Annotated in this window: 20 protein-coding genes; 13 read left to right on the plus strand and 7 right to left on the minus strand. The window is 65.3% G+C overall.

What is annotated here, in order from left to right:
* Window positions 1–255 precede the first annotated feature (255 nt).
* The gene (gene phnF, locus QDT69_RS21995; protein ID WP_279708570.1) at window positions 256–981 is read right to left on the minus strand and encodes a phosphonate metabolism transcriptional regulator PhnF; all 726 of its coding nucleotides are present in this window, start codon (window positions 979–981) and stop codon (window positions 256–258) included.
* Between the two features lie 127 nt (window positions 982–1,108).
* Between phnF and phnG the strand changes: the two genes are divergently transcribed.
* From phnG to QDT69_RS22040, 9 genes are all read left to right on the plus strand, one after another.
* On the plus strand, window positions 1,109–1,570 hold the full coding sequence (gene phnG, locus QDT69_RS22000) for a phosphonate C-P lyase system protein PhnG (protein WP_279708571.1): 462 nt from the start codon (window positions 1,109–1,111) through the stop codon (window positions 1,568–1,570).
* A gap of 4 nt (window positions 1,571–1,574) precedes the next feature.
* Window positions 1,575–2,183 (plus strand): phosphonate C-P lyase system protein PhnH, encoded by a 609-nt coding sequence (gene phnH / locus QDT69_RS22005; RefSeq protein ID WP_279708572.1) that lies wholly within the window; start codon window positions 1,575–1,577, stop codon window positions 2,181–2,183.
* Between the two features lie 3 nt (window positions 2,184–2,186).
* The gene (locus QDT69_RS22010; protein ID WP_279708573.1) at window positions 2,187–3,290 is read left to right on the plus strand and encodes a carbon-phosphorus lyase complex subunit PhnI; all 1,104 of its coding nucleotides are present in this window, start codon (window positions 2,187–2,189) and stop codon (window positions 3,288–3,290) included.
* A complete protein-coding gene (locus tag QDT69_RS22015) occupies window positions 3,287–4,171 on the plus strand; it encodes an alpha-D-ribose 1-methylphosphonate 5-phosphate C-P-lyase PhnJ (protein ID WP_279708574.1) in 885 nt (294 codons plus the stop codon). Before QDT69_RS22010 ends, QDT69_RS22015 begins: the two co-directional genes overlap by 4 nt.
* Window positions 4,164–4,961 carry a phosphonate C-P lyase system protein PhnK gene (gene phnK / locus QDT69_RS22020; RefSeq protein WP_050423104.1) on the plus strand — a complete coding sequence of 266 codons (798 nt, stop codon included), beginning with the start codon at window positions 4,164–4,166 and terminating at the stop codon, window positions 4,959–4,961. Before QDT69_RS22015 ends, phnK begins: the two co-directional genes overlap by 8 nt.
* A gap of 8 nt (window positions 4,962–4,969) precedes the next feature.
* On the plus strand, window positions 4,970–5,668 hold the full coding sequence (phnL, locus tag QDT69_RS22025; RefSeq protein WP_279708575.1) for a phosphonate C-P lyase system protein PhnL: 699 nt from the start codon (window positions 4,970–4,972) through the stop codon (window positions 5,666–5,668).
* 13 nt (window positions 5,669–5,681) lie between these two features.
* Complete coding sequence (locus tag QDT69_RS22030; protein ID WP_279708576.1) at window positions 5,682–6,836, plus strand: alpha-D-ribose 1-methylphosphonate 5-triphosphate diphosphatase; 1,155 nt, start codon at window positions 5,682–5,684, stop codon at window positions 6,834–6,836.
* On the plus strand, window positions 6,833–7,426 hold the full coding sequence (gene phnN, locus QDT69_RS22035) for a phosphonate metabolism protein/1,5-bisphosphokinase (PRPP-forming) PhnN (RefSeq protein ID WP_279708577.1): 594 nt from the start codon (window positions 6,833–6,835) through the stop codon (window positions 7,424–7,426). Before QDT69_RS22030 ends, phnN begins: the two co-directional genes overlap by 4 nt.
* Before the next feature lie 84 nt (window positions 7,427–7,510).
* Entirely contained in the window at window positions 7,511–8,122 is a 612-nt protein-coding gene (locus tag QDT69_RS22040) for a pyridoxamine 5'-phosphate oxidase family protein (protein ID WP_279708578.1), read from the plus strand.
* A 24-nt stretch (window positions 8,123–8,146) separates the two neighbouring features.
* On the opposite strand, the gene sulP is transcribed toward QDT69_RS22040, so the two are convergent.
* Window positions 8,147–9,871, minus strand: coding sequence for a sulfate permease (gene sulP / locus QDT69_RS22045; RefSeq protein ID WP_279708579.1), 1,725 nt, complete (start codon window positions 9,869–9,871; stop codon window positions 8,147–8,149).
* Between the two features lie 54 nt (window positions 9,872–9,925).
* A complete protein-coding gene (locus tag QDT69_RS22050; protein ID WP_074126218.1) occupies window positions 9,926–10,525 on the minus strand; it encodes a TetR/AcrR family transcriptional regulator in 600 nt (199 codons plus the stop codon).
* Window positions 10,526–10,729: 204 nt separating this feature from the next.
* Between QDT69_RS22050 and QDT69_RS22055 the strand changes: the two genes are divergently transcribed.
* Window positions 10,730–11,974, plus strand: a complete 1,245-nt coding sequence (locus QDT69_RS22055; protein ID WP_279708581.1) for an efflux RND transporter periplasmic adaptor subunit — start codon at window positions 10,730–10,732, stop codon at window positions 11,972–11,974.
* Between the two features lie 23 nt (window positions 11,975–11,997).
* A complete protein-coding gene (locus QDT69_RS22060; protein WP_279708582.1) occupies window positions 11,998–15,180 on the plus strand; it encodes a multidrug efflux RND transporter permease subunit in 3,183 nt (1,060 codons plus the stop codon).
* A 137-nt stretch (window positions 15,181–15,317) separates the two neighbouring features.
* Here the strand turns inward: QDT69_RS22060 and QDT69_RS22065 are convergent, their stop codons facing one another.
* From QDT69_RS22065 to QDT69_RS22080, 4 genes are all read right to left on the minus strand, one after another.
* On the minus strand, window positions 15,318–15,536 hold the full coding sequence (locus QDT69_RS22065; protein ID WP_050423097.1) for a hypothetical protein: 219 nt from the start codon (window positions 15,534–15,536) through the stop codon (window positions 15,318–15,320).
* A gap of 239 nt (window positions 15,537–15,775) precedes the next feature.
* Window positions 15,776–16,576 (minus strand): SDR family NAD(P)-dependent oxidoreductase, encoded by an 801-nt coding sequence (locus tag QDT69_RS22070; RefSeq protein ID WP_279708583.1) that lies wholly within the window; start codon window positions 16,574–16,576, stop codon window positions 15,776–15,778.
* A gap of 1 nt (window position 16,577) precedes the next feature.
* Window positions 16,578–17,132, minus strand: a complete 555-nt coding sequence (locus QDT69_RS22075) for a carboxymuconolactone decarboxylase family protein (protein WP_279708584.1) — start codon at window positions 17,130–17,132, stop codon at window positions 16,578–16,580.
* Between the two features lie 60 nt (window positions 17,133–17,192).
* A complete protein-coding gene (locus QDT69_RS22080) occupies window positions 17,193–18,143 on the minus strand; it encodes a hypothetical protein (protein ID WP_279708585.1) in 951 nt (316 codons plus the stop codon).
* A 254-nt stretch (window positions 18,144–18,397) separates the two neighbouring features.
* Between QDT69_RS22080 and QDT69_RS22085 the strand changes: the two genes are divergently transcribed.
* Window positions 18,398–21,871 (plus strand): indolepyruvate ferredoxin oxidoreductase family protein, encoded by a 3,474-nt coding sequence (locus tag QDT69_RS22085; protein ID WP_279708586.1) that lies wholly within the window; start codon window positions 18,398–18,400, stop codon window positions 21,869–21,871.
* A gap of 451 nt (window positions 21,872–22,322) precedes the next feature.
* Window positions 22,323–22,763 carry a hypothetical protein gene (locus tag QDT69_RS22090; RefSeq protein ID WP_279708779.1) on the plus strand — a complete coding sequence of 147 codons (441 nt, stop codon included), beginning with the start codon at window positions 22,323–22,325 and terminating at the stop codon, window positions 22,761–22,763.
* Window positions 22,764–22,826: the final 63 nt, after the last annotated feature.

The following is a 22,826-nucleotide window of genomic DNA, read 5'->3' on the forward strand; positions in this document are numbered from 1 at the left end:
CGCGGCATGGGCTGGGGTGGTCCGGCGGGATGGCACGGATGGCGACGGCCGGGCCACCGCCCGGTCACACGGCCTCCAAGACCTGGTCGGCCAGGGATCCAGCGTCCGCAACCACTCCCGCAACCACTCCCTGGCAGGAGCTGATGGCTGCTTTGTCTGAGTCAAGGTGAGACCGCAACGGCAGATGCCGAGGTGCCCGTCCCCAAAACAAGACATCGGGCCTTGCAGGCTCGACCGTCCAGCAAGAGGGTAACGTCAGCCGTTCTCGACCAGGAATTCCACGCGTTCGGCGGCGAAGCGCGAGCGCTTGGTCACCAGCGGCCGGTCCAGCATATCGACGTCGGTGGCGTCGACCACCAGCACCGGCCGTCCCAGCGGCAGATCGAGCCGTGCGGCGTCGGTCGCATCGACGATCGCCGCGGTGATCCGGGTCGAGGCGCGGTGGTAATCCTTCACGCCGTAATGCCCGAGCAGCTTCGTCATCGAGCGAACGTCGGCGAACACGCTGCCGGCATCGGGAAACCGCTCGGCCGACAGCCAGGTGGTGGAGACGCAGATCGGCGTCCGGTCGGCGAGCCGCACCGCTTCGATTCGGATCAGCGGCGCGCCGATCTTCAGGCCGAGCTCGCGCGCGATCTCGCGATTGGCGACATCGCTGCCGGCATCGATCAACTGGCCGCGCGGCTCGTGGCCGCCGGCGCCGACGATCTCCGAAAATCGCGTGCGTGAGCGCAAGGGATAGGCGAGGCGCTGGGCTTCGACATAGGTGCCGCTGCCGCGCTCGGCGCGCACCAGGCCGCGCTCCGCCAATGCGGCGAGCGCGCGCCGCACGGTGTGGCGGTTGACCCGGTAAGTCTCGGCGATCTCCATCTCGCCCGGCAGCTTTTCGCCGGCGGCAAAGCGGCCGTCAGCGATGCCGCGCTCAATGCCGTCGGCGACTTGCCGCCACAAGGCGACGCCGGAACTTTCCTGCATGCTCATCGCGCGGTGATACCAGAAATCTTCGGTTTGTCACGAAACAGTCATGGCGCTCGGTTATCAAGTTGTCTATTATCATAGACAACTTGATACAGGCAAGGTTGCCCAAAGGTTGCACATGAATCCGACCATGAGTTCGACCGGACCAGACAGCAAGCAGGCCCAGCGCAAGGCCGCGATGACCGTGCTGGCGCACTCTGCCGCCGCCGACATCGCAGGCAGGCTGGCGGCGATCGCGATACCGAAGCATGAGAACCTGCGCGAGCCGGAGAACGGCCTCGTGATGATGCGCGGACGGGTCGGCGGCGACGGCGCGCCGTTCAATCTCGGCGAGGCGACGGTGTCGCGCGCGGCGGTGCGGCTTGCGAGCGGCGAGGTCGGCTTCGGCTACACGCTCGGCCGCGATGCGCAGAAGGCGCAGATGATCGCGCTGTGCGACGCCATGGTGCAGTCGGTGGAATTGTCCGGCGAGGTGGAGGCCAAGGTGATCGCGCCGCTGCGCGCGGCTGTGAATGCCGAGCGCAGCCGCAAGGCCGCCGAGACCGCGGCGACGCGGGTTGATTTCTACACGATGGTGCGCGGTGAGGGGTGATGCAATGACGACGATTGCCGAAATGCCCGCAGGCTTTGCCGACAAGGTGCTGTCGGCGCAATCAACGTTCCGTTCCGTGATGGATGCGATGGCACGCCCGGGCAGCGTGCAGCGCGTCGCCGCCAGCGTCGGAACGCCGGCCGGCATGATGCGCGGCGCGGCCGCGATCGCGCTGACGCTGTTCGATCACGACACGCCGATCTGGCTCGACGCCGCGATGTCGGCGACGCCTGACGTCGCCCGCTGGCTCAAGTTTCACGCCAGCGCGCCGGTAGTCGGGGATTCCTCGATCGCGAGCTTTGCCCTGATCGGCGATGCCGTGAACCTGCCGGCGCTGGAGCGCTTCGCGTTCGGCAGCAGCGAATATCCTGATCGCTCGACCACGCTGATCCTGCAGGTCGACAGCCTGACGCAGGGCCCGGCCTTCGAGCTGAAGGGGCCCGGCATCGACGGCAGTGCGGTGTTGCAGGCGATGATCAAGCCGCGCGATTTGTTCCAGCGGCTGTCGATCAATGAAGTCCTGTTCCCGCGCGGCATCGATGTCGTGCTGGTTCATGACGACAATATTGTCGCGATCCCGCGCACCACGCGGCTGATCGCAAGCGGAGTGTGAGCGATGTATGTAGCCGTCAAGGGAGGCGAGCGCGCCATCGAGAATGCTCATCGGCTGCTGGCGCATGAGCGGCGCGGCGATCGCGATGTGCCCGAGGTGACGCTGGCGCAGATCTCCGAACAGCTCGCGCTCGGCGTCGACCGCGTGATGACCGAGGGTTCGCTGTATGACCGCGAGCTTGCGGCGCTCGCGATCAAGCAGGCGCGCGGCGACATGATCGAGGCGATCTTCCTGGTTCGCGCCTTCCGCGCCACGCTGCCGCGGTTCGGCGCGACCGAGCCGGTCAACACCGGCGAGATGCTGGTGCGGCGGCGCATCTCCTCGACCTTCAAGGACGTTCCTGGCGGCCAGATCCTCGGGCCGACCTTCGACTACACCCATCGCCTGCTCGACCCGCAGCTCGCGGAGGGCTTTGTGCCGGAGCAGCCGGCGACCGCCGAGGCGTCGCAGGCGGCAACGCCGCGGGTCACCGACATTCTCGGCCGCGACGGCCTGATCGAGACGTCGCCGCAGGCAGATAGCAATGCACCGGTCGGCGACCTCACCCGTGAGCCGCTGAGCTTCCCGGCCGATCGCGACCTGCGGCTGCAGAATCTGGCGCGCGGTGACGAGGGCTTCCTGCTCGCGCTCGGCTATTCGACGCAGCGCGGTTATGGGCGCAACCACCCGTTCGCCGGCGAGATCCGCTTCGGCGAGGTCGAGGTCGAATTCTTCGCCGAGGATGTCGGCTTCGCGGTGCCGCTCGGCTCCGTCGAGCTGACCGAATGCCAGATGGTCAACCAGTTCAAGGGCTCGACGACCGAGGCGCCGTGCTTCACCCGCGGCTATGGCCTCGCCTTCGGCCAGAGCGAACGCAAGACCATGTCGATGGCGCTGGTCGACCGTGCGCTCCGCGCGCGCGAGCTCGGCGAAGAGGCCGGGGCGCCGGCGCAGGACGAGGAGTTCGTGATGTCGCACTCCGACAATGTCCAGTCGACCGGCTTCGTCGAACATCTCAAGCTGCCACATTACGTCGACTTCCAGTCCGAGCTCGGCCTGCTGCGCAAGCTGCGACAGGAATTCGCCGAGGCCAATCAGGCGGTCGAACTGCAGGAGGCCGCGGAATGAACGCGCCGACATACAACTTCGCCTATCTCGACGAGCAGACCAAGCGGATGATCCGCCGCGCGATCCTCAAGGCGATCGCGATTCCCGGCTATCAGGTGCCGTTCGCGAGCCGCGAGATGCCGATGCCCTATGGCTGGGGCACCGGCGGCGTGCAGGTGACGGCGGCGATCCTCGGCCCCGACGACGTGCTGAAGGTGATCGACCAGGGCTCGGACGACACCACCAACGCGATCTCGATCCGCAAGTTCTTCGGCAAGACCACGGGCGTTGCGACCACGACCTCGACCACGGATGCGACCGTGATCCAGACCCGGCACCGGATTCCCGAGGCGTCGCTGCATGCGGGACAGGTGCTGGTCTATCAGGTGCCGATCCCCGAGCCGCTGCGCTTCCTCGAGCCGCGCGAGACCGAGACGCGGCGCATGCACGCGCTCGCCGAATACGGGCTGATGCATGTCAAGCTTTACGAGGACATCGCGCGCTTCGGCCACATCGCGACCGCCTACGCCTATCCGGTGAAGGTCAACGCGCGCTACGTGATGGACCCGTCGCCGACGCCGAAATTCGACAATCCGAAGATGGACAATTGCGCGGCGCTGCAGCTGTTCGGCGCCGGCCGCGAGAAGCGCATCTACGCGATCCCGCCCTACACCACGGTGGTGTCGCTGGATTTCGAGGATCATCCGTTCACGCGCTATCGCTTCAACGCGCCCTGCGCGCTGTGCGGCGCCGACAATTCCTATCTCGACGAGATCGTCACCGACGACAAGGGCGGGCGGATGTTCGTCTGCTCCGATACCGACTTCTGCGAGCAACGCCAGGCCGCCGGTCATCACGGCACCGAGAGCGCGGCGCCGCACAAGGAGAAGGCGCATGTCTGAGCTTTCGAGCCTCGACAACGACCAGCCGCTGCTGGTGGCGGAGGGGCTTGCCAAGAATTACGGCCGGCTGCCGGCCTGCCGCGACGTCTCGTTCGCGCTCTATCCCGGCGAGGTGCTGGCGATCGTCGGCGAATCCGGTTCGGGCAAGTCGACGCTGCTGCAACTGCTCTCGGCGCAGCTCGCGCCGAGCGCGGGCCGGGTGTCCTACCGGATGCGCGACGGCGTGCTGCGCGATCTCGCCGAGCTCGGCGAAGCGGAGCGGCGCTTCCTGTTCCGCACGGACTGGGGCTTCGTGCACCAGGACCCGGCGCAGGGACTGCGCATGGGCGTCTCGGCCGGCGCCAATGTCGGCGAGCGGCTAATGGCGGTCGGCTGGAATCACTATGGCCGAATCCGCGACACTGCGTCGACCTGGCTCGATCGGGTCGAGATCGATGTCGGCCGCATCGACGATGCGCCGAAGACCTATTCCGGCGGCATGCGGCAGCGCTTGCAGATCGCGCGCAACCTTGTCACCGAGCCGCGGCTGGTGTTCATGGACGAGCCGACCGGAGGTCTCGACGTATCGGTGCAGGCGCGCCTGCTCGACCTGATGCGCAATCTGGTGAGCGAGCTCGGCCTTGCCGCTATCGTCGTCACCCACGATCTCGCGGTGGCGCGCCTGCTGTCGCATCGCGTGATGGTGATGAAGGGCGGCCGCGTCATCGAGACCGGCCTCACCGACCAGGTGCTCGACGATCCCCGCGAGCCCTATACCCAGCTGCTCGTTTCCTCGATTCTGCCGCCATGAGCTTGCCAATGACCGCGATGATCGAACTTGCCAACGCCGAGAAGACCTTCACCATGCATCTGCAAGGTGGCGTCGAACTGCCCGTGGTGCGCGGCGTGTCATTCCACGTCATAGCCGGCGAATGCGTCGTGCTGTCGGGCCCGTCGGGCGCCGGCAAATCCTCGATCCTGAAGATGATCTTCGGCAACTATCGCTGCGACAGCGGCCGGATCGGCATCCGCCACCACGGCAAGGTGATCGACCTCGCCATCGCCGAGCCGCGCCAGGTGCTGAGCATCCGCCGCTCCACCATCGGCTATGTCAGCCAGTTCCTGCGTGCGGTGCCGCGGGTGGCGACCATCGACGTCGTCGCCGAGCCCTTGATCGTCAACGGCGCGGCGCGCGAGGAAGCCCGCGAGCGCGCCGGCAAACTGCTGCGCCGGCTCAACATTCCGGAGCGGCTGTGGACCTTGCCGCCCTCCACCTTCTCCGGCGGCGAGCAGCAGCGCGTCAACATCGCGCGCGGCTTCATCTCGGACCTGCCGATCCTGTTGCTGGACGAGCCGACCGCTTCGCTTGATGCGGCGAATCGCGCAGTGGTGGTCGAGCTGATTGCGGAGAAAAAGACCAAGGGCGTCGCGATGGTCGCGATTGTCCATGACGACGAAATCCGGCATCTGATTGCCGATCGCATCGTCGATGTGACCTCGTTCGCTGCCGCTGCCTGAAGGACCGTTTGAAATGACCGCCAAGCAAGACACCATCATCGGCAACGCCCGGCTGGTCCTCGCCGATCGCGTGATCGAGCAGGGCTGGGTCGCGATTTCTGACGGCAAGATCGCCGAGTTCGGCGAGGGCAGGGCGCCCGGGGCTGCCGAGGACGCCGGTGGCGATCTCCTGATGCCCGGCCTGATCGAGCTGCACACCGACCATCTCGAGATGCACTACGTGCCGCGGCCGAAGGTGTTCTGGAACCCGGTCGCCGCCGTGATCTCCTATGACGGGCAGCTCGCGACCTCAGGCATCACCACGGTGCTGGATTCGCTGCGGGTCTGGCGCGAGGACGGCGCCGAGGACGTCGACGGCCGCGCCGGCGTGCTGGCGGCGGCGATCACAGCCGCGCGCGAAGAGGACCTGCTGCGCGCCGATCACTTCCTGCATCTGCGCTGCGAGGTGCCGATGCCTGACGTCGTCGCCGAGGCCAAGGAGCTGATCGACCGGCCGGACGTGCGGCTGATGTCGCTGATGGACCATACGCCGGGCCAGCGCCAGTTCCGCGATGAGGTCAAGCTGCGCGACTACTACCGCGGCAAGGGCGGCGGCATGACCGACGCCCAGCTCGACGTGCTGTTCGCGCGGCGCTTCGCCTATCAGAAGGAATATGCTGTCGCGAACACCCGCGCGATCGTCGCGCTGGCGCATGAATACAAGATCCCGCTGGCGAGCCACGACGACACCACGGATGAGAACGTGGTCGACGCCGTCAACGACAAGGTCGCGGTGGCGGAATTCCCGACCACGATGGAAGCCGCGCGGGGCTTGCACGCCGCCGGCATCGACATCCTGATGGGTGCGCCGAACGTGGTGCGCGGCGGTTCGCATTCCGGCAACATCGCAGCGGTCGATCTCGCCAATGAGGGTATGCTCGATATCCTGTCGTCGGACTACATCCCGTCCAGCCTCTTGATGGCGGCGCTGCAACTGCCGCGGCATGTGCCTGCGATCGATCTCGCCTCCGCTGTCCGCACCGTGACCAAGACACCGGCCGAAGCGGTTGGCCTCTCCGATCGCGGCGAGATCGCGGTCGGCCGGCGCGCCGACCTGATCCGCGTGCACGTCGCGCGCGATCTGCCTGTCGTGCGCAGCGTCTGGCGCGAAGGGGGGAGGGTCGCGTGACCGATGCGTCCGTGATCGCCGAGCAGCGCACTGCGATCGGGCCGGGCCGGTTGATCCTGGTGGTCGGCCCGAGCGGCGCCGGCAAGGATACGCTGCTTGGGCTCGCGAAAGCGGCCTGCGCCGATGATCGCGGGATCGTGTTTCCCCGCCGGCTGATCACCCGCCAGGCCTCGGCGTCGGAAGACAATGAGGAGATCGGCGCGGAGGCCTTCCAGCGCGCGGCCGCTAGCGACGACTACGCCATGCATTGGGAAGCGCATGGCCATCGCTATGCGCTGTCGCGGGCCATCAACGACGATATCCGCGCCGGGCGCACCGTGGTCGCAAACGTCTCGCGCACGGTGATCGCGGCGGCGCGCCGCAACTACGCCAGTGCCGTTGTCGTGCTGGTCACGGCGCCGCCGGACGTGCTGGCCGCCCGGCTCTCGATGCGGGCCCGCAGCAGCGACGGCCTGCTCGCGCAGCGGCTGGCCCGCACCGTCGACGAAAGCACCTCGACGCCCGATTTCACCATCGTCAATTCCGGCACCGCCGAATATCACGCGCGACAGCTTGTCCGCATCATCAAGGGCGAACGCTGGGACGAATAAAGCGTTTTCGAGCGAAGTGGATGCCGGTTCGCGTGAAGAAAACGCGTCGAAACAAGAACCTAGCCACAAAGGAGAACAGCACTGATGTCGGTGATCTCTACGATCGAGCAGCTTGAGGCGATCTACGGTTTCCCGAACGATGCGTCGACCGTGAAGGTCGCCGATCACGTGACGCCGCTCTATCGTGTGCTCATCGAGAAATCGCCGTTCGTGTCGCTCGCGACCTCGGGCCCCGAGGGGCTCGATTGCTCGCCGCGCGGCGACCTGCCGGGCTTCGTGCGCATTCATGATGCGAAGACGCTGATGATGCCGGATCGCCGCGGCAACAATCGCTGCGATTCGCTGCGCAACATCGTGCGCGATCCCCGCGTCGGGCTGCTGTTCCTGATCCCGGGCTCCGGCAGCACGCTGCGCGTCAATGGCCGCGCCTATGTCACGGCCGAGCCGGAGCTGCTGGCTTCCTTCAAGATGGAAGGCAAGGCGCCGCGCACTGTCATTGTGATGAACGTGGAGGAGATCTACTTCCAGTGCGCCCGCGCGATCGTGCGCTCCGACCTCTGGAATCCGGACAAGCGAATCGATCCGGCAACCCTGCCGACGCCGGGCCAGATCCTTGCCGAGATGAGCGAGCACAGGGTCGGCGGCGAGAAGTACGATCGGGAATGGCCGGAGCGCGCGCGGCAGACGATGTGGTGATCGCCCGGACGGCTGGGATTGAACCTAGGCTTCGGCCCGGTCTTCCCAATCCTCCCAGGTCACGTCGGCATTGATCTCGAGGTAGCGCGACACGGCGACGCCGATGGTCGGGAAGAAGCTGGTCTCGCCGAGCCGCGCCAACAGGCCGAATTTCTTCAGCTTGTCCTTCACGGGATCCTTGAGCTCGGCAAAGCACAGCTCGATCTTCTGTGCGTGCAATGCCTCGTCCAGCTCGGCGAGAACGTCGCCGGCGGTCACGTCGACGCTGGTGACCGGCTCGGCCGCGACCACCAGCCAGCGCACCGGCGTCGGAGATTTCGCCACGGCGTCCAGTGCGCGTTCCCTAAAGAACTCGGCATTGGCAAAGAACAGCGGCGCATCCCACCGGAACAGCACCAGCCCCGGGACCTGACGCGCGCTCGGATATCGTGTGATGTCGTGATAACCCTTCACGCCGGAGGCGCGACCGAGCACGGCGGAATGCGGCCGCCAGCCGTCCCACAGGAACTCGATGATGGCGAGCGCGATGGCGAGGCCTATTCCCGGAATCACGCCCAGCACGGCCACGCCGACAAAACAGACCACCGATAACCAGAACTCCCACTGCTGAATGCGGTAGATTCGCTTGAGGTCGCTGATCTCAAACAGGCTGATCGCGGCGGCGATGACGACGGCCGCCAATGCGGCGTTGGGCAGGTGCTGGAGCAGATTCGGCGCCACTAGCAGCAGAAGGGCGATGGCAAGTGCGCCGATGACGTTGGTCACTTGGGTGCGCGCTCCGGCAGCTTCAGCGACGGGCGTGCGCGAGCTGCTGCTGCTGATCGGAAAGCCCTGAAAAAATCCGGCCGCCAGATTGGCTGCGCCGAGCCCCACCATCTCCTGGTTGGCATCGACGCGATCTCCCAATCTTGCCGCATAGGACCGCGAGAGCACGCTGGTGTCGGCGAATGACACCAGCGCGACCGCGCAACCGCCGATCAGCACCTGCACGATATCGCCGTGGCCGATCCAGGGGATGGCGAATCCCGGCAGGCCCTCGGGAAGCTGCCCTAGAACCTTCACGCCATAGCTTGCCCCGAGACCGAGCACGCCGGTGACGACCGTCGCCGCAACGACGGCAATCAGAATGCTCGGCAACCGCTTGTTCCGCGCGAGCAGCAGGATCGCCGCCAACGTCGCAAGGCCGATCGCGAGAGCAACCCAATTTGTCTTTCCGTCGACGATCGCGCCGACGATCGCCCAAAGGCTGCGCAGCGGTCCGTCGCCGTCGATGGAGAAGCCGAACAGCTTCGGCAGCTGGCTGATCAGCACCGTCAGCGCGATTCCGTTCATGTAGCCATAGCGGATCGGCTTGGAGAGAAGCTCAGTGAGGAAGCCCAACTGCGCGAAGCCCGCCACGATGCATATCGTTCCGGAGACGATCGCCATCATGGCGGCCAAGGTTACCGCGCGCATGGGATCGCCGCCCGACAGCGGAGCGACGACGCCCAGGATGATGGCCGCAAGCGCCGAGTCCGGTCCGAGGACGAGGATACGGCTCGGCCCGAACAGGGCATAGGCGAGGAGCGGGATGATCGTCGCGTAAAGTCCGTAGATGCCGGGCAAGCCCGACGCTTCCGCATAGGCGATGCCGACCGGGACCAGCATGGTCGCGAGCACAAGCCCGGCGAAGATGTCGTGTGGAAGCCAAGCCCCTTGATATCGACGGAGCGTGTCGAGACCTGGCAGCCGGCCGGTCCAATGGTTCATCGCCGGTCACTCCCAACCCCGTTGGAGCTCGCATGCGCTTGACGTGAACTTACTCTATCCTTTCGTCTGCTCCTCGAATGCCTTCAGCGACACCGCCGCGATCTCGCGCAGGGTCTCGCGATTCGCGCCCGATGAGGCCATCACGCACATGCCCGAAGTCACCGCGGAGAGATAGCGCGCAAGCGTGGCTGGATCGACGCTCTCGCCGAGGTCATGTTCGGCCTTGGCGCGGACAAAGCGTTCGCGCAACTGGTCCTCGGTGCGGGTGCGGCGCGCCGCCAGTTCGAACGGAACGTTCGCCGAGCCGGTGCCGCAGGCAAGGCCGCCCTGGACCAGCAGACAGCCGGGCGGGTTGGCGGGGTCGGTCTGGGCGTCCGCATGCTCCATCAGAAATCGTTCGGCGACCTCGTGCGCGGTCGCGGCGTTGAGCACCCTGTCCATCCAGGCGTCGCGCTTTTCGGTGTAGCGGTCGAGCGCAGCCTTCAGCAGGCCTTCCTTGCTGCCGAAGGCGGCATACAGGCTCGGCGGATTGATGCTCATCGCCTCGGTGAGCTGCGCGATCGTCGCGCCCTCGTATCCGTGGCGCCAGAACACGTCCATGGCCCGGTCCAAAGCGGCGTCCGCGTCAAAGGCGCGGGGGCGTCCCATTCCCATTTGTCGTTACTCCGTAAGCCAGGTGCCGCTTCTGTGACGGATTGTCCCTGGCTTATCCTCTTGTTGCACGTGATGTTTTTCCCGCGACTTCCCATTTCCCCATGAATGAGATAATTATTCGTAGTGCTCGATACATAAGTATCTTGCGAACCGGCGTCCAGCTCCACATTTGTAGCGAACACTACAGATATCTGGAGCGCGTGAATGCCCTCGTCAACCCAAAATCCCCGTTCCGGCCGGTTCCGACGCGTCGTCGGCGGTGTCGTAATCGTTGGCGCCCTGGCCGTCGCCGGTTCGATCGCGACCGGCCATTATTTCCATGCCGCGCAGGCGACGGCTGCCGCCGCGGCCCCCGAACCCGCGGTGCCGGTGACCGTCGCCGTGATCCAGCCCCGCCCGACTACCCTGTTCGATGACTTCTCGGGCCGGCTCGAGGCCGTCGACCGCGTCCAGCTTCGGCCGCGGGTGGCCGGCGCAATCCTCTCGACCAACTTCACCGAGGGCGCGCTGGTGAAGTCCGGCGACATCCTGTTCAAGATCGACCCCGCGCCTTACGCGGCCGAGGTCGACCGGGCCCAGGCGCAGCTCGAGGCCGCCAAGGCCCGCGTCGTGTTCACCACGAGCGAGGTCGAGCGCGGCGCACAGCTGGTCGGCAACAACATCGTGACCAAGCGCGACTTCGATCAGCGCGACAACGCCAATCGCGAGGCGATCGCCAACGTCAAGGCCGCCGAAGCCGCGCTGCAGACTGCAAAGCTCAATCTCGATTACACCGAGGTCCGCGCGCCGGTCGACGGCCGGGTCGGCCGGATCGAGGTGACGGTCGGCAATCTCGTCGCGGCAGGGACGTCTTCGCCGGTGCTGACCTCGCTGGTCTCGGTCAATCCGATCTATGCGAGCTTCGATGCGGACGAGGAAGTCGTGCTGCGCGCGCTGAACTCGATCGCGGATGCCTCCGGCAAGCGCGGCAATCTCGATCAGATCCCGGTCGACATGGTGACCTCGGGCGGCCTCAGCGCCAAGGGGCATATCCAGCTGATCGACAACCAGGTCAACGGGCAGAGCGGCACGATCCGCGTCCGCGCCGTGTTCAAGAACGACGACGGCCGCCTGATCCCCGGACAGTTCGCGCGCGTGCGCATGGGCCAGCCCAAGCAGCAGACCCTGGTGCTGATCGACGAGCGCGCCATCGGCACCGACCAGGACAAGAAGTTCGTCATGCTTGTCGGCGACGACAGCCGCGCCGTCTATCGCTCCGTCACGCTCGGCGGCGCGGTCGATGGCCTGCGGATCGTCACCGCCGGCCTGAAATCCGGCGACCGCATCGTCGTCAACGGCTTGCAGCGCGTGCGCCCCGGCGCCCTCCTGAAGATGGAAGTCGCCGAGATGGGCGCGCGCGGTATGCAGCAGGCATCCACTGAAACCAACCAGCACGTCGTGCAGCGCTAGGCGCTGCATGCGGGGGCGGAGCCATGAATCTCTCAAAATTCTTCATCGACCGGCCGATCTTTGCCGGCGTGCTATCGATCCTGATCTTCCTGGCCGGCCTGATCTCGCTGGTGGCGATGCCGATCTCGGAATATCCCGACGTGGTGCCGCCGTCGGTCGTGGTGCGCGCGACCTATCCCGGCGCCAATCCGAAGGTGATCGCCGAGACGGTGGCAACCCCGATCGAGGAGCAGATCAACGGCGTCGAAGGCATGCTCTATATGTCGAGCCAGGCGACCACCGACGGCGCGATGACGTTGACGGTGACGTTCCGGCTCGGCACCGACCCCGACAAGGCGACCCAATTGGTGCAGAACCGCGTGCAGCAGGCCGAGCCGCGCCTGCCGGCCGTGGTGCGCCAGCTCGGCATCATCACCAAGAAGAGCTCGCCCGACCTCACCATGGTCGTGCATCTGCTCTCGCCGAACAACCGCTACGACATGACGTATCTGCGTAACTACGCGGTGCTCAACGTCAAGGATCGGTTGGCGCGGATCGACGGCGTCGGCGATGTCCAGCTCTATGGCGCCGGCGATTATTCGATGCGGGTCTGGGTCGATCCGCAGAAGGCCGCCGAACATAGCCTGACCGCGAGCGACGTCGTGCGCGCGATCCAGGCCCAGAACGTCGAGGCTGCCGCCGGCGTGGTCGGCTCCTCGCCCAGCGTCAAGGGCATCGACCTCCAGCTCTCCGTCAACGCCGAGGGACGGCTGTCGACCGAGGAACAGTTCGGCGACATCGTGGTCAAGACCGGTTCGGCCGGCGAGGTGGTGCGGCTGCGCGACGTCGCGCGGATTGAGCTCGGTGCCTCCGAATACGGCCTGCGCTCGCTGCTCGACAACAAGCAGGCGGTCGCGATCCCGATCTTCCAGGCGCCCGGATCGAACGCGCTGGAGATCTCCGACCATGTCCGCGCGACGATGGCCGAGATCAAGAAGAACATGCCGGAAGGCGTGTCGTACCAGATCGTCTACGATCCGACGCAGTTCGTGCGCTCCTCGATCGAGGCCGTCATCCACACCCTCCTCGAGGCGATCGCGCTCGTCGTGCTGGTCGTGATCCTGTTCCTGCAGACCTGGCGTGCCTCGATCATTCCGCTGATCGCGGTGCCGGTGTCGATCGTCGGCACCTTCGCGGTGATGCATGTGTTCGGCTTCTCGATCAACGCGCTCAGCCTGTTCGGCCTGGTGCTCGCGATCGGCATCGTGGTCGACGACGCCATCGTCGTGGTCGAGAACGTCGAGCGCAACATCGAATCCGGTCTGTCGCCGCGCGACGCCACCAACCAGGCGATGCGCGAAGTGTCGGGCCCGATCATCGCGATCGCGCTGGTCTTGATCGCGGTGTTCGTGCCGCTCGCGTTCATCTCCGGCCTCACCGGGCAGTTCTACAAGCAGTTCGCGCTGACGATTGCGATCTCGACCGTGATCTCGGCGATCAACTCGCTGACGCTGTCGCCGGCGCTGTCGGCGCTGCTGCTGAAGGGGCATCACGAGCCGAAGGACTGGCTGACCCGGGTCATGGAAAAGTCGCTGGGCTGGTTCTTCCGCGGCTTCAACAAGGTCTTCACCAAGTCCTCCGAAAACTACGGCCGTACCGTCACCAAGGTGATCTATGGCAAGGCCGTGGTGATCGGCCTCTACGTGCTATTGATCGGCCTCACCGGCGTGCTGTTCAAGCAGGTGCCGAGTGGATTCGTGCCGGGCCAGGACAAGCAATACCTGGTCGGTTTTGCCCGTCTGCCCGATGGCGCCACGCTCGATCGCACCGAGGAAGTGATCCGCAAGATGAGCGACATCGCGCTGACCCAGCCGGGTGTCGAAAGCTCGGTGGCGTTCCCCGGCCTGTCGATCTCCGGCTTCACCAACTCCTCGAATGCCGGCATCGTGTTCTCGACCCTGAAGCCGTTCGACGAGCGCAAGGATCCCTCGCTCTCGGGTCCGGCGATCGCGGCGGCGCTCAACAAGAAATATGCCGGCATCCAGGATGCCTTCATCGCCATGTTCCCGCCGCCGCCGGTCAACGGCCTCGGCACCATCGGCGGCTTCAAGCTGCAGATCGAGGACCGCGCCGGCCTCGGCTATGAGGCGCTGAACGACGCCACCAAGGCGTTCATGACGGCGATGCAGAAGGCGCCGGAGATCGCCGGTGTGTTCTCGAGCTTCCAGGTCAACGTGCCGCAGCTGTTCGCCGACATCGATCGCACCAAGGCGTTGCAGCTCGGCGTGCCCGTCACCGAGGTCTTCAATACGCTGCAGATCTATCTCGGCTCCTACTACGTCAACGACTTCAACAAATTCGGCCGCACCTATTCGGTCTATGTGCAGGCGGACGCGCCATTCCGCGCGCGCGCCGACGACATCAGGCAGTTGAAGGTGCGCTCGTCGTCCGGCGACATGGTGCCGCTGTCGGCCTTGCTGAAGGTCCGCCAGAGCGCGGGTCCGGAGCGTGCGATCCGCTACAACGGCTTCCTGTCGTCTGACATCAATGCCGCAGCCGCACCGGGCTATTCCTCCGGTCAGGCGCAGGAGGCGGCGACGCGGATCGCGGCCGAGGTGCTGCCGCCCGGCTTCGCCTTCGAATGGACCGACCTGACCTATCAGGAGTTCATCGCCGGCAATTCTGGGATCTGGGTGTTCCCGCTCGCGATCCTCTTGGTGTTCCTGGTGCTCGCCGCGCTCTATGAGAGCCTGGCGCTGCCGCTCTCGATCATCATGATCGTGCCGATGGGGCTCTTGGCCGCGATGTTCGGCGTCTGGCTGTCGAAGGGCGACAACAACGTGTTCACCCAGATCGGCCTGATCGTGCTGGTCGGATTGTCGGCCAAGAACGCGATCCTGATCGTCGAATTCGCGCGCGAGCTCGAATTCGCCGGGCGTTCACCGATCCGCGCCGCGATCGAGGCGAGCCGGCTGCGGCTGCGGCCGATCCTGATGACGTCGATGGCGTTCATCATGGGCGTGTTGCCGCTGGTGCTGTCGACCGGCGCGGGCTCGGAGATGCGGCGCGCGATGGGTGTCGCGGTGTTCTCCGGCATGATCGGCGTCACGGTGTTCGGCCTGTTCCTGACGCCGGTGTTCTATGTGCTGCTGCGCACCGTCACCGGCATGAAGCCGCTGACGCAGCACGGCGAGGCGACCATCCCTGGAAAAGCACACGCGGCATGATGCCGCGTGTGCAGAGCATTTTCGAGCGAAGTGGATACCGGTTCGCGTGAAGAAAACGCGTAAAAAAACGAGAAACGAGAGCTTCGGTTTTGATCGAATCAAAACTGGAGCTCTCGTTCGTGTCAGCTTCGAAAGAATCAGGCTGCGATATCGAGCAGCAGAAGTGAGGAGCCGCGGACCAGGACCTTGCGGCCCGCGGGCGTCAGCTCAAACGCGTCGCCTCGTACTGCGACATAACCGAGCGTGATCAGGCTCTCGACGGCAAACCGGTTCAGCCGTGACGGGTTTGCTGCGGGAGCCCGCAACGCTTTCAGCGCATCCCACTGATCGGGTCTGAGTTCGAATTCTTCGCTCATTGGTCCAGGCACTCCAGAAGTTCTTGGCGTGCGAGATACAGAGCGCAGATGAATTTCGTGCGACCACAACGAGTCAGGATTTCGATTTATGTGGACGCGCCGTCACATCGCCGTGTCATTGGAATATTTCAATTTTTTCGAATCATTGCGGTGCAATAGCGCGTGATTGCGTCACATAGATTAACCGCGCGTGGTCACATAGGTTAATCCGCCAGGATTAACCGGGTTAAAGCGGCTGATTAACCACGCCGCACGCTTGCACCGCCGTCGACCGGCAACGTGACACCGGTCACGAAGTTCGCTTCATCGGAGGCGAGAAACAGCGCCGCATTGGCGACATCCCAGCCGGTGCCCATCTTGTGACGCAGCGGCACCTTGCTGTCACGCTCGGCCTCGACCTCGGCGCGGCTCTTCTTGAACTCGCGTGCGCGCGTGTCCACGGCCATCGGCGTGTTCATCAATCCCGGCAGGATCACGTTTGCGCGAATGCCATATGGCGCATTCTGGTAGGCGAGCTGTTCGGTGAAGGCGATCATCGCCGACTTGGTCGCCTTGTAGGCGACGTAGGGATAGGTCGTGATCGCGGCCATCGACGAGATGTTGATGATCGAGCCGCGCTGCTGCTGGCGCATGATCGGGATCACATGCTTGGCGGCGAGGATGCAGCTCTTCAGGTTGATCGCCACGCAGCGGTCGAACGCCTCCTCGGTGATGTCGAGCAGCTCGGCATCGCCGCCGGAGAGGCTGACGCCGACATTGTTGTGCAGGATATCGACGCTGCCCCAGCGGCCATGCGCATCCGCCACCATCGCCTTGATGTCGGCATTTTTGGTGACATCGGCCTTGAAGGCGACTGACGTGCCGCCCTTGGCTGCGATCAGGTCGACGGTCTCCTGCGCCGAATCCAGATTGTGATCGACGCACAGCACCTTGGCGCCTTCGCGCGCGAAGGTCAGTGCGGTGGCGCGGCCGTTGCCGATGCCCTCGCCGGGGCTCTGGCCGGCGCCGACGACGATGGCGACGCGATCTTGCAGGCGCATGTCACTTCACTCCCGGGATCGGGTACTGCTGCAGTACCTCTTTGTAGGTGGGCTCGTTGTCGATCTGCATGGTGGCGAGCACGCGCACCACGGCGCAATAGAACGCGATGGTCAGAACGAGGTCGGTCATGTGCTCGTCGGACAGCTGCTGCTTGATCTCGGCGAAGGTCGCCTCCGACATCGCGAGCTCGCGCACCATCTCGCGGGCGCCCCTGAGGATCGCTTTCGCCAAGGGGTCGAGCTGCGACGGCTTGCCGTCGGTCTCTGCCATCAGACCTTTGATATCCTCGTCGGTGACGCCGAACTCCTTGCCGATCTTCACATGGTGGGTGAACTCGTACTCGGACTTCTCCAGCCAGCCGACCTGCAGGATCGCGAGCTCGCGCAGCCGCGGGTCGAGCTTGCTCTTGAATCGGATGTAGCCGCCGATGCCGTTGAAGGCGCGTGCCATGTCCGGCGAGTTTACCAGCAGCTTGTGCAGGTTGGTGTTGCGCTTGAGCATGTCGCGATACTCAGGTGCGACCTGATCGGCTTCGAGATAGGGCAGGCGGGCCATTGTTGTTGTCCTTGTTTCGGCGGCTTGCAAGATAAGCGTTGTCGGGAGGCGGCTGTCGCTTCAGCCGTAGAGGGCTTTGTGCTCGCTCTCATAGTTGGCGTAGGAGTCCTTCATGCTGGCGCCGTTCAGCAGCATGGTCGCGACCACGGCGTTGTCGGCGTCGAATACGGTCGAGCGCACCCACATGCTCTCGGTGCGCTTGCTGCCCGAAAGGGCGACGACCTCGCGCTCGACCCAATAGGTCTCGCCGGGGAAGAGCGGCCCGCGCAGCAGCCGGATCTCCTGATCGGCGAACAGCCCGACGGCGGGGCCACGAACGGGCAGCCGGTCCTCGCGCGCGCGGTACTGGAACAGCACGCTCAGCATCTCCATCGGGATGATGGCGCGGCCCCAGGGATTGTACTCCAGCGAATAATAGTCCGAAGGTTCGGTAATCGCCTTGAGCTTGTCGGTCAGCGAGAACGGGTAGAGATCGCCCATGTTCTGGTCGAAATCCATCTTGATCGCCTGCCGCGGCGTCTTCATGCCGACCTTGATGTCGGCGAGGATGACCGGATCGGTCAGCGGCTTCAGTTCGCCGAGCCGGTGGCTGAGCGCGGTCTCGGTGCCATCGCCGTCGATCGAGGCGGTACCACGCAGGATCTCGGTGCCGTCGCGCTTGATCATGCCGATCGTGCAAACGGTCTGGCCCGGTTTCGGCTTCTCGATCTGGGCCTGCACCTCTTCGCCCTCGAACACCGGGTTACGGTAATGCGCGGACAGGCACCCGGTCATGAACCAGGCGCGGCCCCAGATTCGCTCGCCGAGCGGCGCGAACTGGCTGAAATGGGTCGGTCCCTCGATTGTGCCGCCGCGGAAGCCGAGCTTCTGGGCGGTTGCATCGTCGTGAATCGAAGCGTGGGAGTCGTAGGTCTGGGCCTGCAGCATCTGCTTCGGGCTGCGCCAGGGACCCACTAGCAGATTGTCCTTCTCCACGATTTCCGTGGTGAACGCGGATTCGACTTTAATCATCCTTGGTCTCCCTTTGCGCGCCACCGTTTCAAAGATGTCGGGGTTCGGCAAGGCCTCGCAGAGCAACAAGGCCTCGCAGAGCACCAAGGCCTCGCAGAGCGACCAGCCTCACTCGCAACATGAGATATGTTCTGCGGCCATGGAACGGGGCTGTTCATGCATAACAAAATCAGTGCATGCTGATGCATGATCATGCGCACGATAATGAGACCGGTTCGGGCCGGCGCGACGGATCTAAGGGGAGCGCGAGACTGATGGCGTTGATGGAAGTTGGACTGGACGACAAGTACCGATTGGACACAAAGCGAATTTTTCTCTCCGGTACCCAGGCTCTGGTCCGATTGCCCATGTTGCAGCGCGAACGCGACCGCGCGCACGGGCTGAACACCGCCGGTTTCATCTCCGGATACCGCGGCTCGCCGCTCGGCATGTACGACCACGCGCTGTGGCGGGCGAAATCCTTCCTCAAAGAGCACGACATCGCCTTCGTTCCCGGCCTCAATGAGGATCTGGCGGCGACGGCGGTATGGGGCAGCCAGCAGGTCGGCATGTTCCCCGGCGCCAAGGTCGATGGCGTGTTCGGCATCTGGTACGGCAAGGGACCCGGCGTCGACCGTTCGCTCGATGCGCTCAAGCACGCCAATTCCGCCGGCACCTCGCCGAATGGCGGCGTGATCGCGCTGGCCGGTGACGACCATGGCTGCCAGTCCTCCACCCTGGCGCATCAGAGCGAGCAGGTGTTCGCCTCGGCGCTGATGCCGGTGGTCAATCCGGCGACGCTGCAGGACTATCTCGATCTCGGCATCCTCGGTTTCGCGCTGTCGCGCTATTCCGGCTGCTGGGTCGGCTTCAAGGCGATCTCCGAGACGGTGGAAAGCTCGGCCTCGATCGTCAGCGATCCCGATCGCATCAAGATCATCATGCCCGACGATTTCGAGATGCCACCGGGCGGGCTTTCAATCCGCTGGCCGGACCCGCCGCTCGAGGCCGAGCGCAGGCTGCACGGGCCCAAGATGGAGGCGGTCGCCGCCTTCGCCCGCGCCAACCGGTTCGACCGCATCGTGCTGGATTCGAAGCCGGCGCGGCTCGGCATCATGGCGACCGGCAAGGCCTATCTCGATCTGCGCCAGGCGCTCGCCGATCTCGGCATCACCGATGCCGAGGCGCAGGCGCTGGGCTTGCGCATCTACAAGGTGGCGCTGACCTGGCCGCTGGAAGCCAACGGCGCGCGCGCCTTCGCCGAGGGCCTGCAGGACGTGCTGGTCGTCGAGGAGAAGCGTGGCTTCATCGAGGACCAGCTGGTCCGCATCCTCTACAACATGGACGCATCGAAGCGTCCCTCGGTGGTCGGCAAGCGCGACGAGAGCGGTGCGCCGCTGCTGCCCAGCGAGGGCGAGCTGACGCCGACCATGGTCGCGGCCGCCGTCGTGGCGCGGCTGCGCAAGCTCGGCCATCGCAGTCCGCTGCTGGAGCAGCGTTTGGCAAAACTCGAGGCGTTCGATCGTCCGGCCGAGGGCACGGGCGCCGCGAAGCTGTCGCGCACGCCGTATTTCTGCTCGGGCTGCCCGCACAATTCGTCGACCAAGATTCCCGAGGGCAGCCGCGCCATGGCCGGCATCGGCTGTCACGGCATGGCGCTGTCGGTGCCGAACCGCAACACCCAGACCATCTCGCATATGGGCGCGGAGGGCGTGAGCTGGATCGGGCAGGCGCCGTTCACCAGCGAACAGCACGTGTTCCAGAACCTCGGCGACGGCACCTACACCCATTCAGGTCTGCTGGCGCTGCGCGCGGCCGCCGCGGCCGGCGTCAACATCACCTACAAGATCCTCTATAACGACGCGGTCGCGATGACCGGCGGCCAGCCGGCCGAAGGTGGCTTCACGGTGTCGCAGATCGCGCACCAGGTCTGGGCGGAGGGCACCAAGAAACTCGCGATCGTCTCCGACGATCCCGACAAATATCCCGCTAATTATTTCCCGTCCGGCGCCACCATCCATCATCGCCGCGAGCTCGACGCCGTGCAGCGCACCTTGCGCGAGATCGAGGGCCTCACCGTCCTGATCTACGACCAGACCTGTGCGGCCGAGAAGCGCCGCCGCCGCAAGCGCGGGATGTTTCCCGATCCGGCCAAGCGCGTCTTCATCAACGAGCGCGTCTGCGAAGGCTGCGGCGACTGCTCGGTGGCGTCGAACTGCGTCTCGGTGCAGCCGCTGGAAACCGAGCTCGGCCGCAAGCGCCGCATCGATCAGTCGAACTGCAACAAGGATTTCTCCTGCATCGAGGGCTTCTGCCCGAGCTTCGTGATGGTGCAGGATCCCAAGCTGCGCAAGGCTGACCGCACCGCCGCCGATCCCAAGGCGTTGTTCGCCGACCTCCCGGCGCCGCCCGCGGCCGCGCTGGCTGGCCCCTACAACATCCTGATCACCGGCATCGGCGGCACGGGTGTGATCACCATCGGCGCGCTGCTCGGCATGGCCGCGCATGTCGAAGGGCTCGCCTGCTCGACGCTCGACTTCACCGGCCTGTCGCAGAAGAACGGCGCGGTCATGAGCCATGTCCGGTTGGCGCCCGCCTCCGACATGCTGACCACGGTCCGCATCGCGCCCGGCAATGCCAATCTGATCCTCGGCTGCGACCTCGTCGTCGCCACCAGCGTGCCGGCGCTGAGCCGCGCCGAGCGCGGCGTCACCCGCGCCGTCGTCAACGCCGATTTGCTGCCGACCGCGAGCTTCGTGATCGATCCCGATATCGATTTCGAGGCCAGCTCGATGCGCGATGCGCTGAACGGCGCGGTGACGCCTGGCGATCTCGACATCCTCGATGCCACCGGGCTTGCGACCGCGCTGATGGGCGACAGCATCGCCACCAACGCCTTCATGCTCGGCTTCGCGTTCCAGCGCGGCGCGATCCCGCTGTCGCTGGAGGCGATCCTGAAGGCAATCGAGCTCAACGGCGCCGCCATCGAGATGAACAAGACCGCGTTCTCGTGGGGCCGGCTTGCCGCGCACGATCTGCCGCGCGTGGTCAGCGCCGCGCGCTTCAAGAATGCAGGCACAGCGCCGGCAAAGAAGACGCTCGACGAGGCGATCGCGTTCCGCGCCAAGTTCCTCGCCGACTATCAGGATGCGGCCTACGCCAAGCGCTATGTCGACGACGTCGCGCGCGTCCGCTCGGCCGAAGCTGCGGCAGCGCCGGGCTCGCAGGACCTGACCGAGGCTTTTGCAAAAGGCCTGTTCAAGCTGATGGCCTACAAGGACGAATATGAGGTCGCGCGGCTCTATTCAGACGGCGAGTTCAGCAAAGCATTGCGGGAGCAGTTCGAGGGCAATTCCGGTCTGAAGGTCCTGCTGGCGCCGCCGCTGCTGGCGCAGCGCGATCCGGTCACCGGGCGTTTGCAGAAGCGCGAGTTCGGTCCCTGGATATTCAAGGCGTTCGGCCTGCTGGCGGGGCTGAAGGGCCTGCGCGGCACCGCGTTCGACATCTTCGGCTACACCGCCGAGCGCAAGATGGAGCGCGCATTGCCTCTCGAGTATTCGGCGATGATCCTGCGTCATCTCGACGGCAAGAAGCCGCTCGATCTGCCGCGCCTCGTGGCGCTGGCGAAGACTGCAGACCTCGTGCGCGGCTATGGCCACATCAAGGAAGGCAACGTCGCCCGCTATCGCACCGAATGCGCGCGGCTGGAGCGCGCGATCGGCCAGCCGTTGGCGCAGGCGGCGGAATAGGCCAAAGCGTCTTCGGGCGAAGTGGCTACTGGCGTGAAGAAAACGTGTCAGAACAGCATCCAGAGCCCGGTTCCGATTGCATCGGAACGGGGCCCTCCTAAAGCCTGATGAGATTAGGTTGAGCTGGAACGGCGTCGAAGGTTCACCTCTCCCTTGGGAGAGGTCGATTTGCGCAGCAAATCGGGTGAGGGGTTATGGTCTATCGAGAGGGCAAGAGCCTCACCCGGATTGCTTCGCAATCCGACCTCTCCCCAACGGGGAGAGGTGAACCGAGACCGCGCCAAACCGATTCAACCAAAACTTATCCCGCCTTAGGCAGGCCGGGGAACTTTCCGCGGCCGCCTTGGTTGACCCGTAACCCTGCCCGCAACCTGCGGCTGGATTCGCGCGGCCGGGTCCCTACATGATGGCTGTTCTGTTCGAGTGATTTCAGGAGGCCCTTTTGACGGTCCTGAAAAGCGTTTTCGTTGCAACCGTTTGTACCGCGTGCCTGGCTCTGGGCGGCGTGGCGTTGGCCGACGACTACCGCCCGAGCGAGTTCTTTAGCCTTGACCTCTCCCGCGCCGTGCTGTCGCCGAAGCCGCTCGGCCCGCCGGCGCAGTTCGAGCCGGTTCCCGTGGAGGCGAAGACCGATCACGGTTCGGATCAGCATGCGGCCGTTGAACCGAAGGTCGAGGAGCCGAAGGTCGAGCGACAGAAGCCCGTGCGGACGACGAGAGTGACGGAGCCTCGTGAGACGGCGCCGCATGAGCGGAAGCGCCCGGTCGCGCACGTTCCGGCTCGCGCCAAGCTCGCGCGCCGGCATTCCAACCCGCTCAATGCGGAAGCTCGCGACACCAGGATCCAAACCTGGCCGTGCCGCACCGGCGGCATCTGCAACTGGCAGCGGTAAGCCGCGGCGACGTTCTCACTCGGATTTGCTCGCCAACACCCGAACCCGTCATCCTGAGGAGGC

Source organism: Bradyrhizobium sp. CER78 (assembly GCF_029846235.1).
GTDB lineage: Bacteria > Pseudomonadota > Alphaproteobacteria > Rhizobiales > Xanthobacteraceae > Bradyrhizobium.

What these genes read in the sequence shown, in the direction of transcription:
- phnF (WP_279708570.1), bottom strand. Translation starts at nt 981, where the DNA reads ATGAGCATGCAGGAAAGTTCCGGCGTCGCCTTGTGGCGGCAAGTCGCC.
- phnG (WP_279708571.1), top strand. Translation starts at nt 1,109, where the DNA reads ATGAGTTCGACCGGACCAGACAGCAAGCAGGCCCAGCGCAAGGCCGCG.
- phnH (WP_279708572.1), top strand. Translation starts at nt 1,575, where the DNA reads ATGACGACGATTGCCGAAATGCCCGCAGGCTTTGCCGACAAGGTGCTG.
- QDT69_RS22010 (WP_279708573.1), top strand. Translation starts at nt 2,187, where the DNA reads ATGTATGTAGCCGTCAAGGGAGGCGAGCGCGCCATCGAGAATGCTCAT.
- QDT69_RS22015 (WP_279708574.1), top strand. Translation starts at nt 3,287, where the DNA reads ATGAACGCGCCGACATACAACTTCGCCTATCTCGACGAGCAGACCAAG.
- phnK (WP_050423104.1), top strand. Translation starts at nt 4,164, where the DNA reads ATGTCTGAGCTTTCGAGCCTCGACAACGACCAGCCGCTGCTGGTGGCG.
- phnL (WP_279708575.1), top strand. Translation starts at nt 4,970, where the DNA reads ATGACCGCGATGATCGAACTTGCCAACGCCGAGAAGACCTTCACCATG.
- QDT69_RS22030 (WP_279708576.1), top strand. Translation starts at nt 5,682, where the DNA reads ATGACCGCCAAGCAAGACACCATCATCGGCAACGCCCGGCTGGTCCTC.
- QDT69_RS22040 (WP_279708578.1), top strand. Translation starts at nt 7,511, where the DNA reads ATGTCGGTGATCTCTACGATCGAGCAGCTTGAGGCGATCTACGGTTTC.
- sulP (WP_279708579.1), bottom strand. Translation starts at nt 9,871, where the DNA reads ATGAACCATTGGACCGGCCGGCTGCCAGGTCTCGACACGCTCCGTCGA.
- QDT69_RS22050 (WP_074126218.1), bottom strand. Translation starts at nt 10,525, where the DNA reads ATGGGAATGGGACGCCCCCGCGCCTTTGACGCGGACGCCGCTTTGGAC.
- QDT69_RS22055 (WP_279708581.1), top strand. Translation starts at nt 10,730, where the DNA reads ATGCCCTCGTCAACCCAAAATCCCCGTTCCGGCCGGTTCCGACGCGTC.
- QDT69_RS22060 (WP_279708582.1), top strand. Translation starts at nt 11,998, where the DNA reads ATGAATCTCTCAAAATTCTTCATCGACCGGCCGATCTTTGCCGGCGTG.
- QDT69_RS22065 (WP_050423097.1), bottom strand. Translation starts at nt 15,536, where the DNA reads ATGAGCGAAGAATTCGAACTCAGACCCGATCAGTGGGATGCGCTGAAA.
- QDT69_RS22070 (WP_279708583.1), bottom strand. Translation starts at nt 16,576, where the DNA reads ATGCGCCTGCAAGATCGCGTCGCCATCGTCGTCGGCGCCGGCCAGAGC.
- QDT69_RS22075 (WP_279708584.1), bottom strand. Translation starts at nt 17,132, where the DNA reads ATGGCCCGCCTGCCCTATCTCGAAGCCGATCAGGTCGCACCTGAGTAT.
- QDT69_RS22080 (WP_279708585.1), bottom strand. Translation starts at nt 18,143, where the DNA reads ATGATTAAAGTCGAATCCGCGTTCACCACGGAAATCGTGGAGAAGGAC.
- QDT69_RS22085 (WP_279708586.1), top strand. Translation starts at nt 18,398, where the DNA reads ATGGCGTTGATGGAAGTTGGACTGGACGACAAGTACCGATTGGACACA.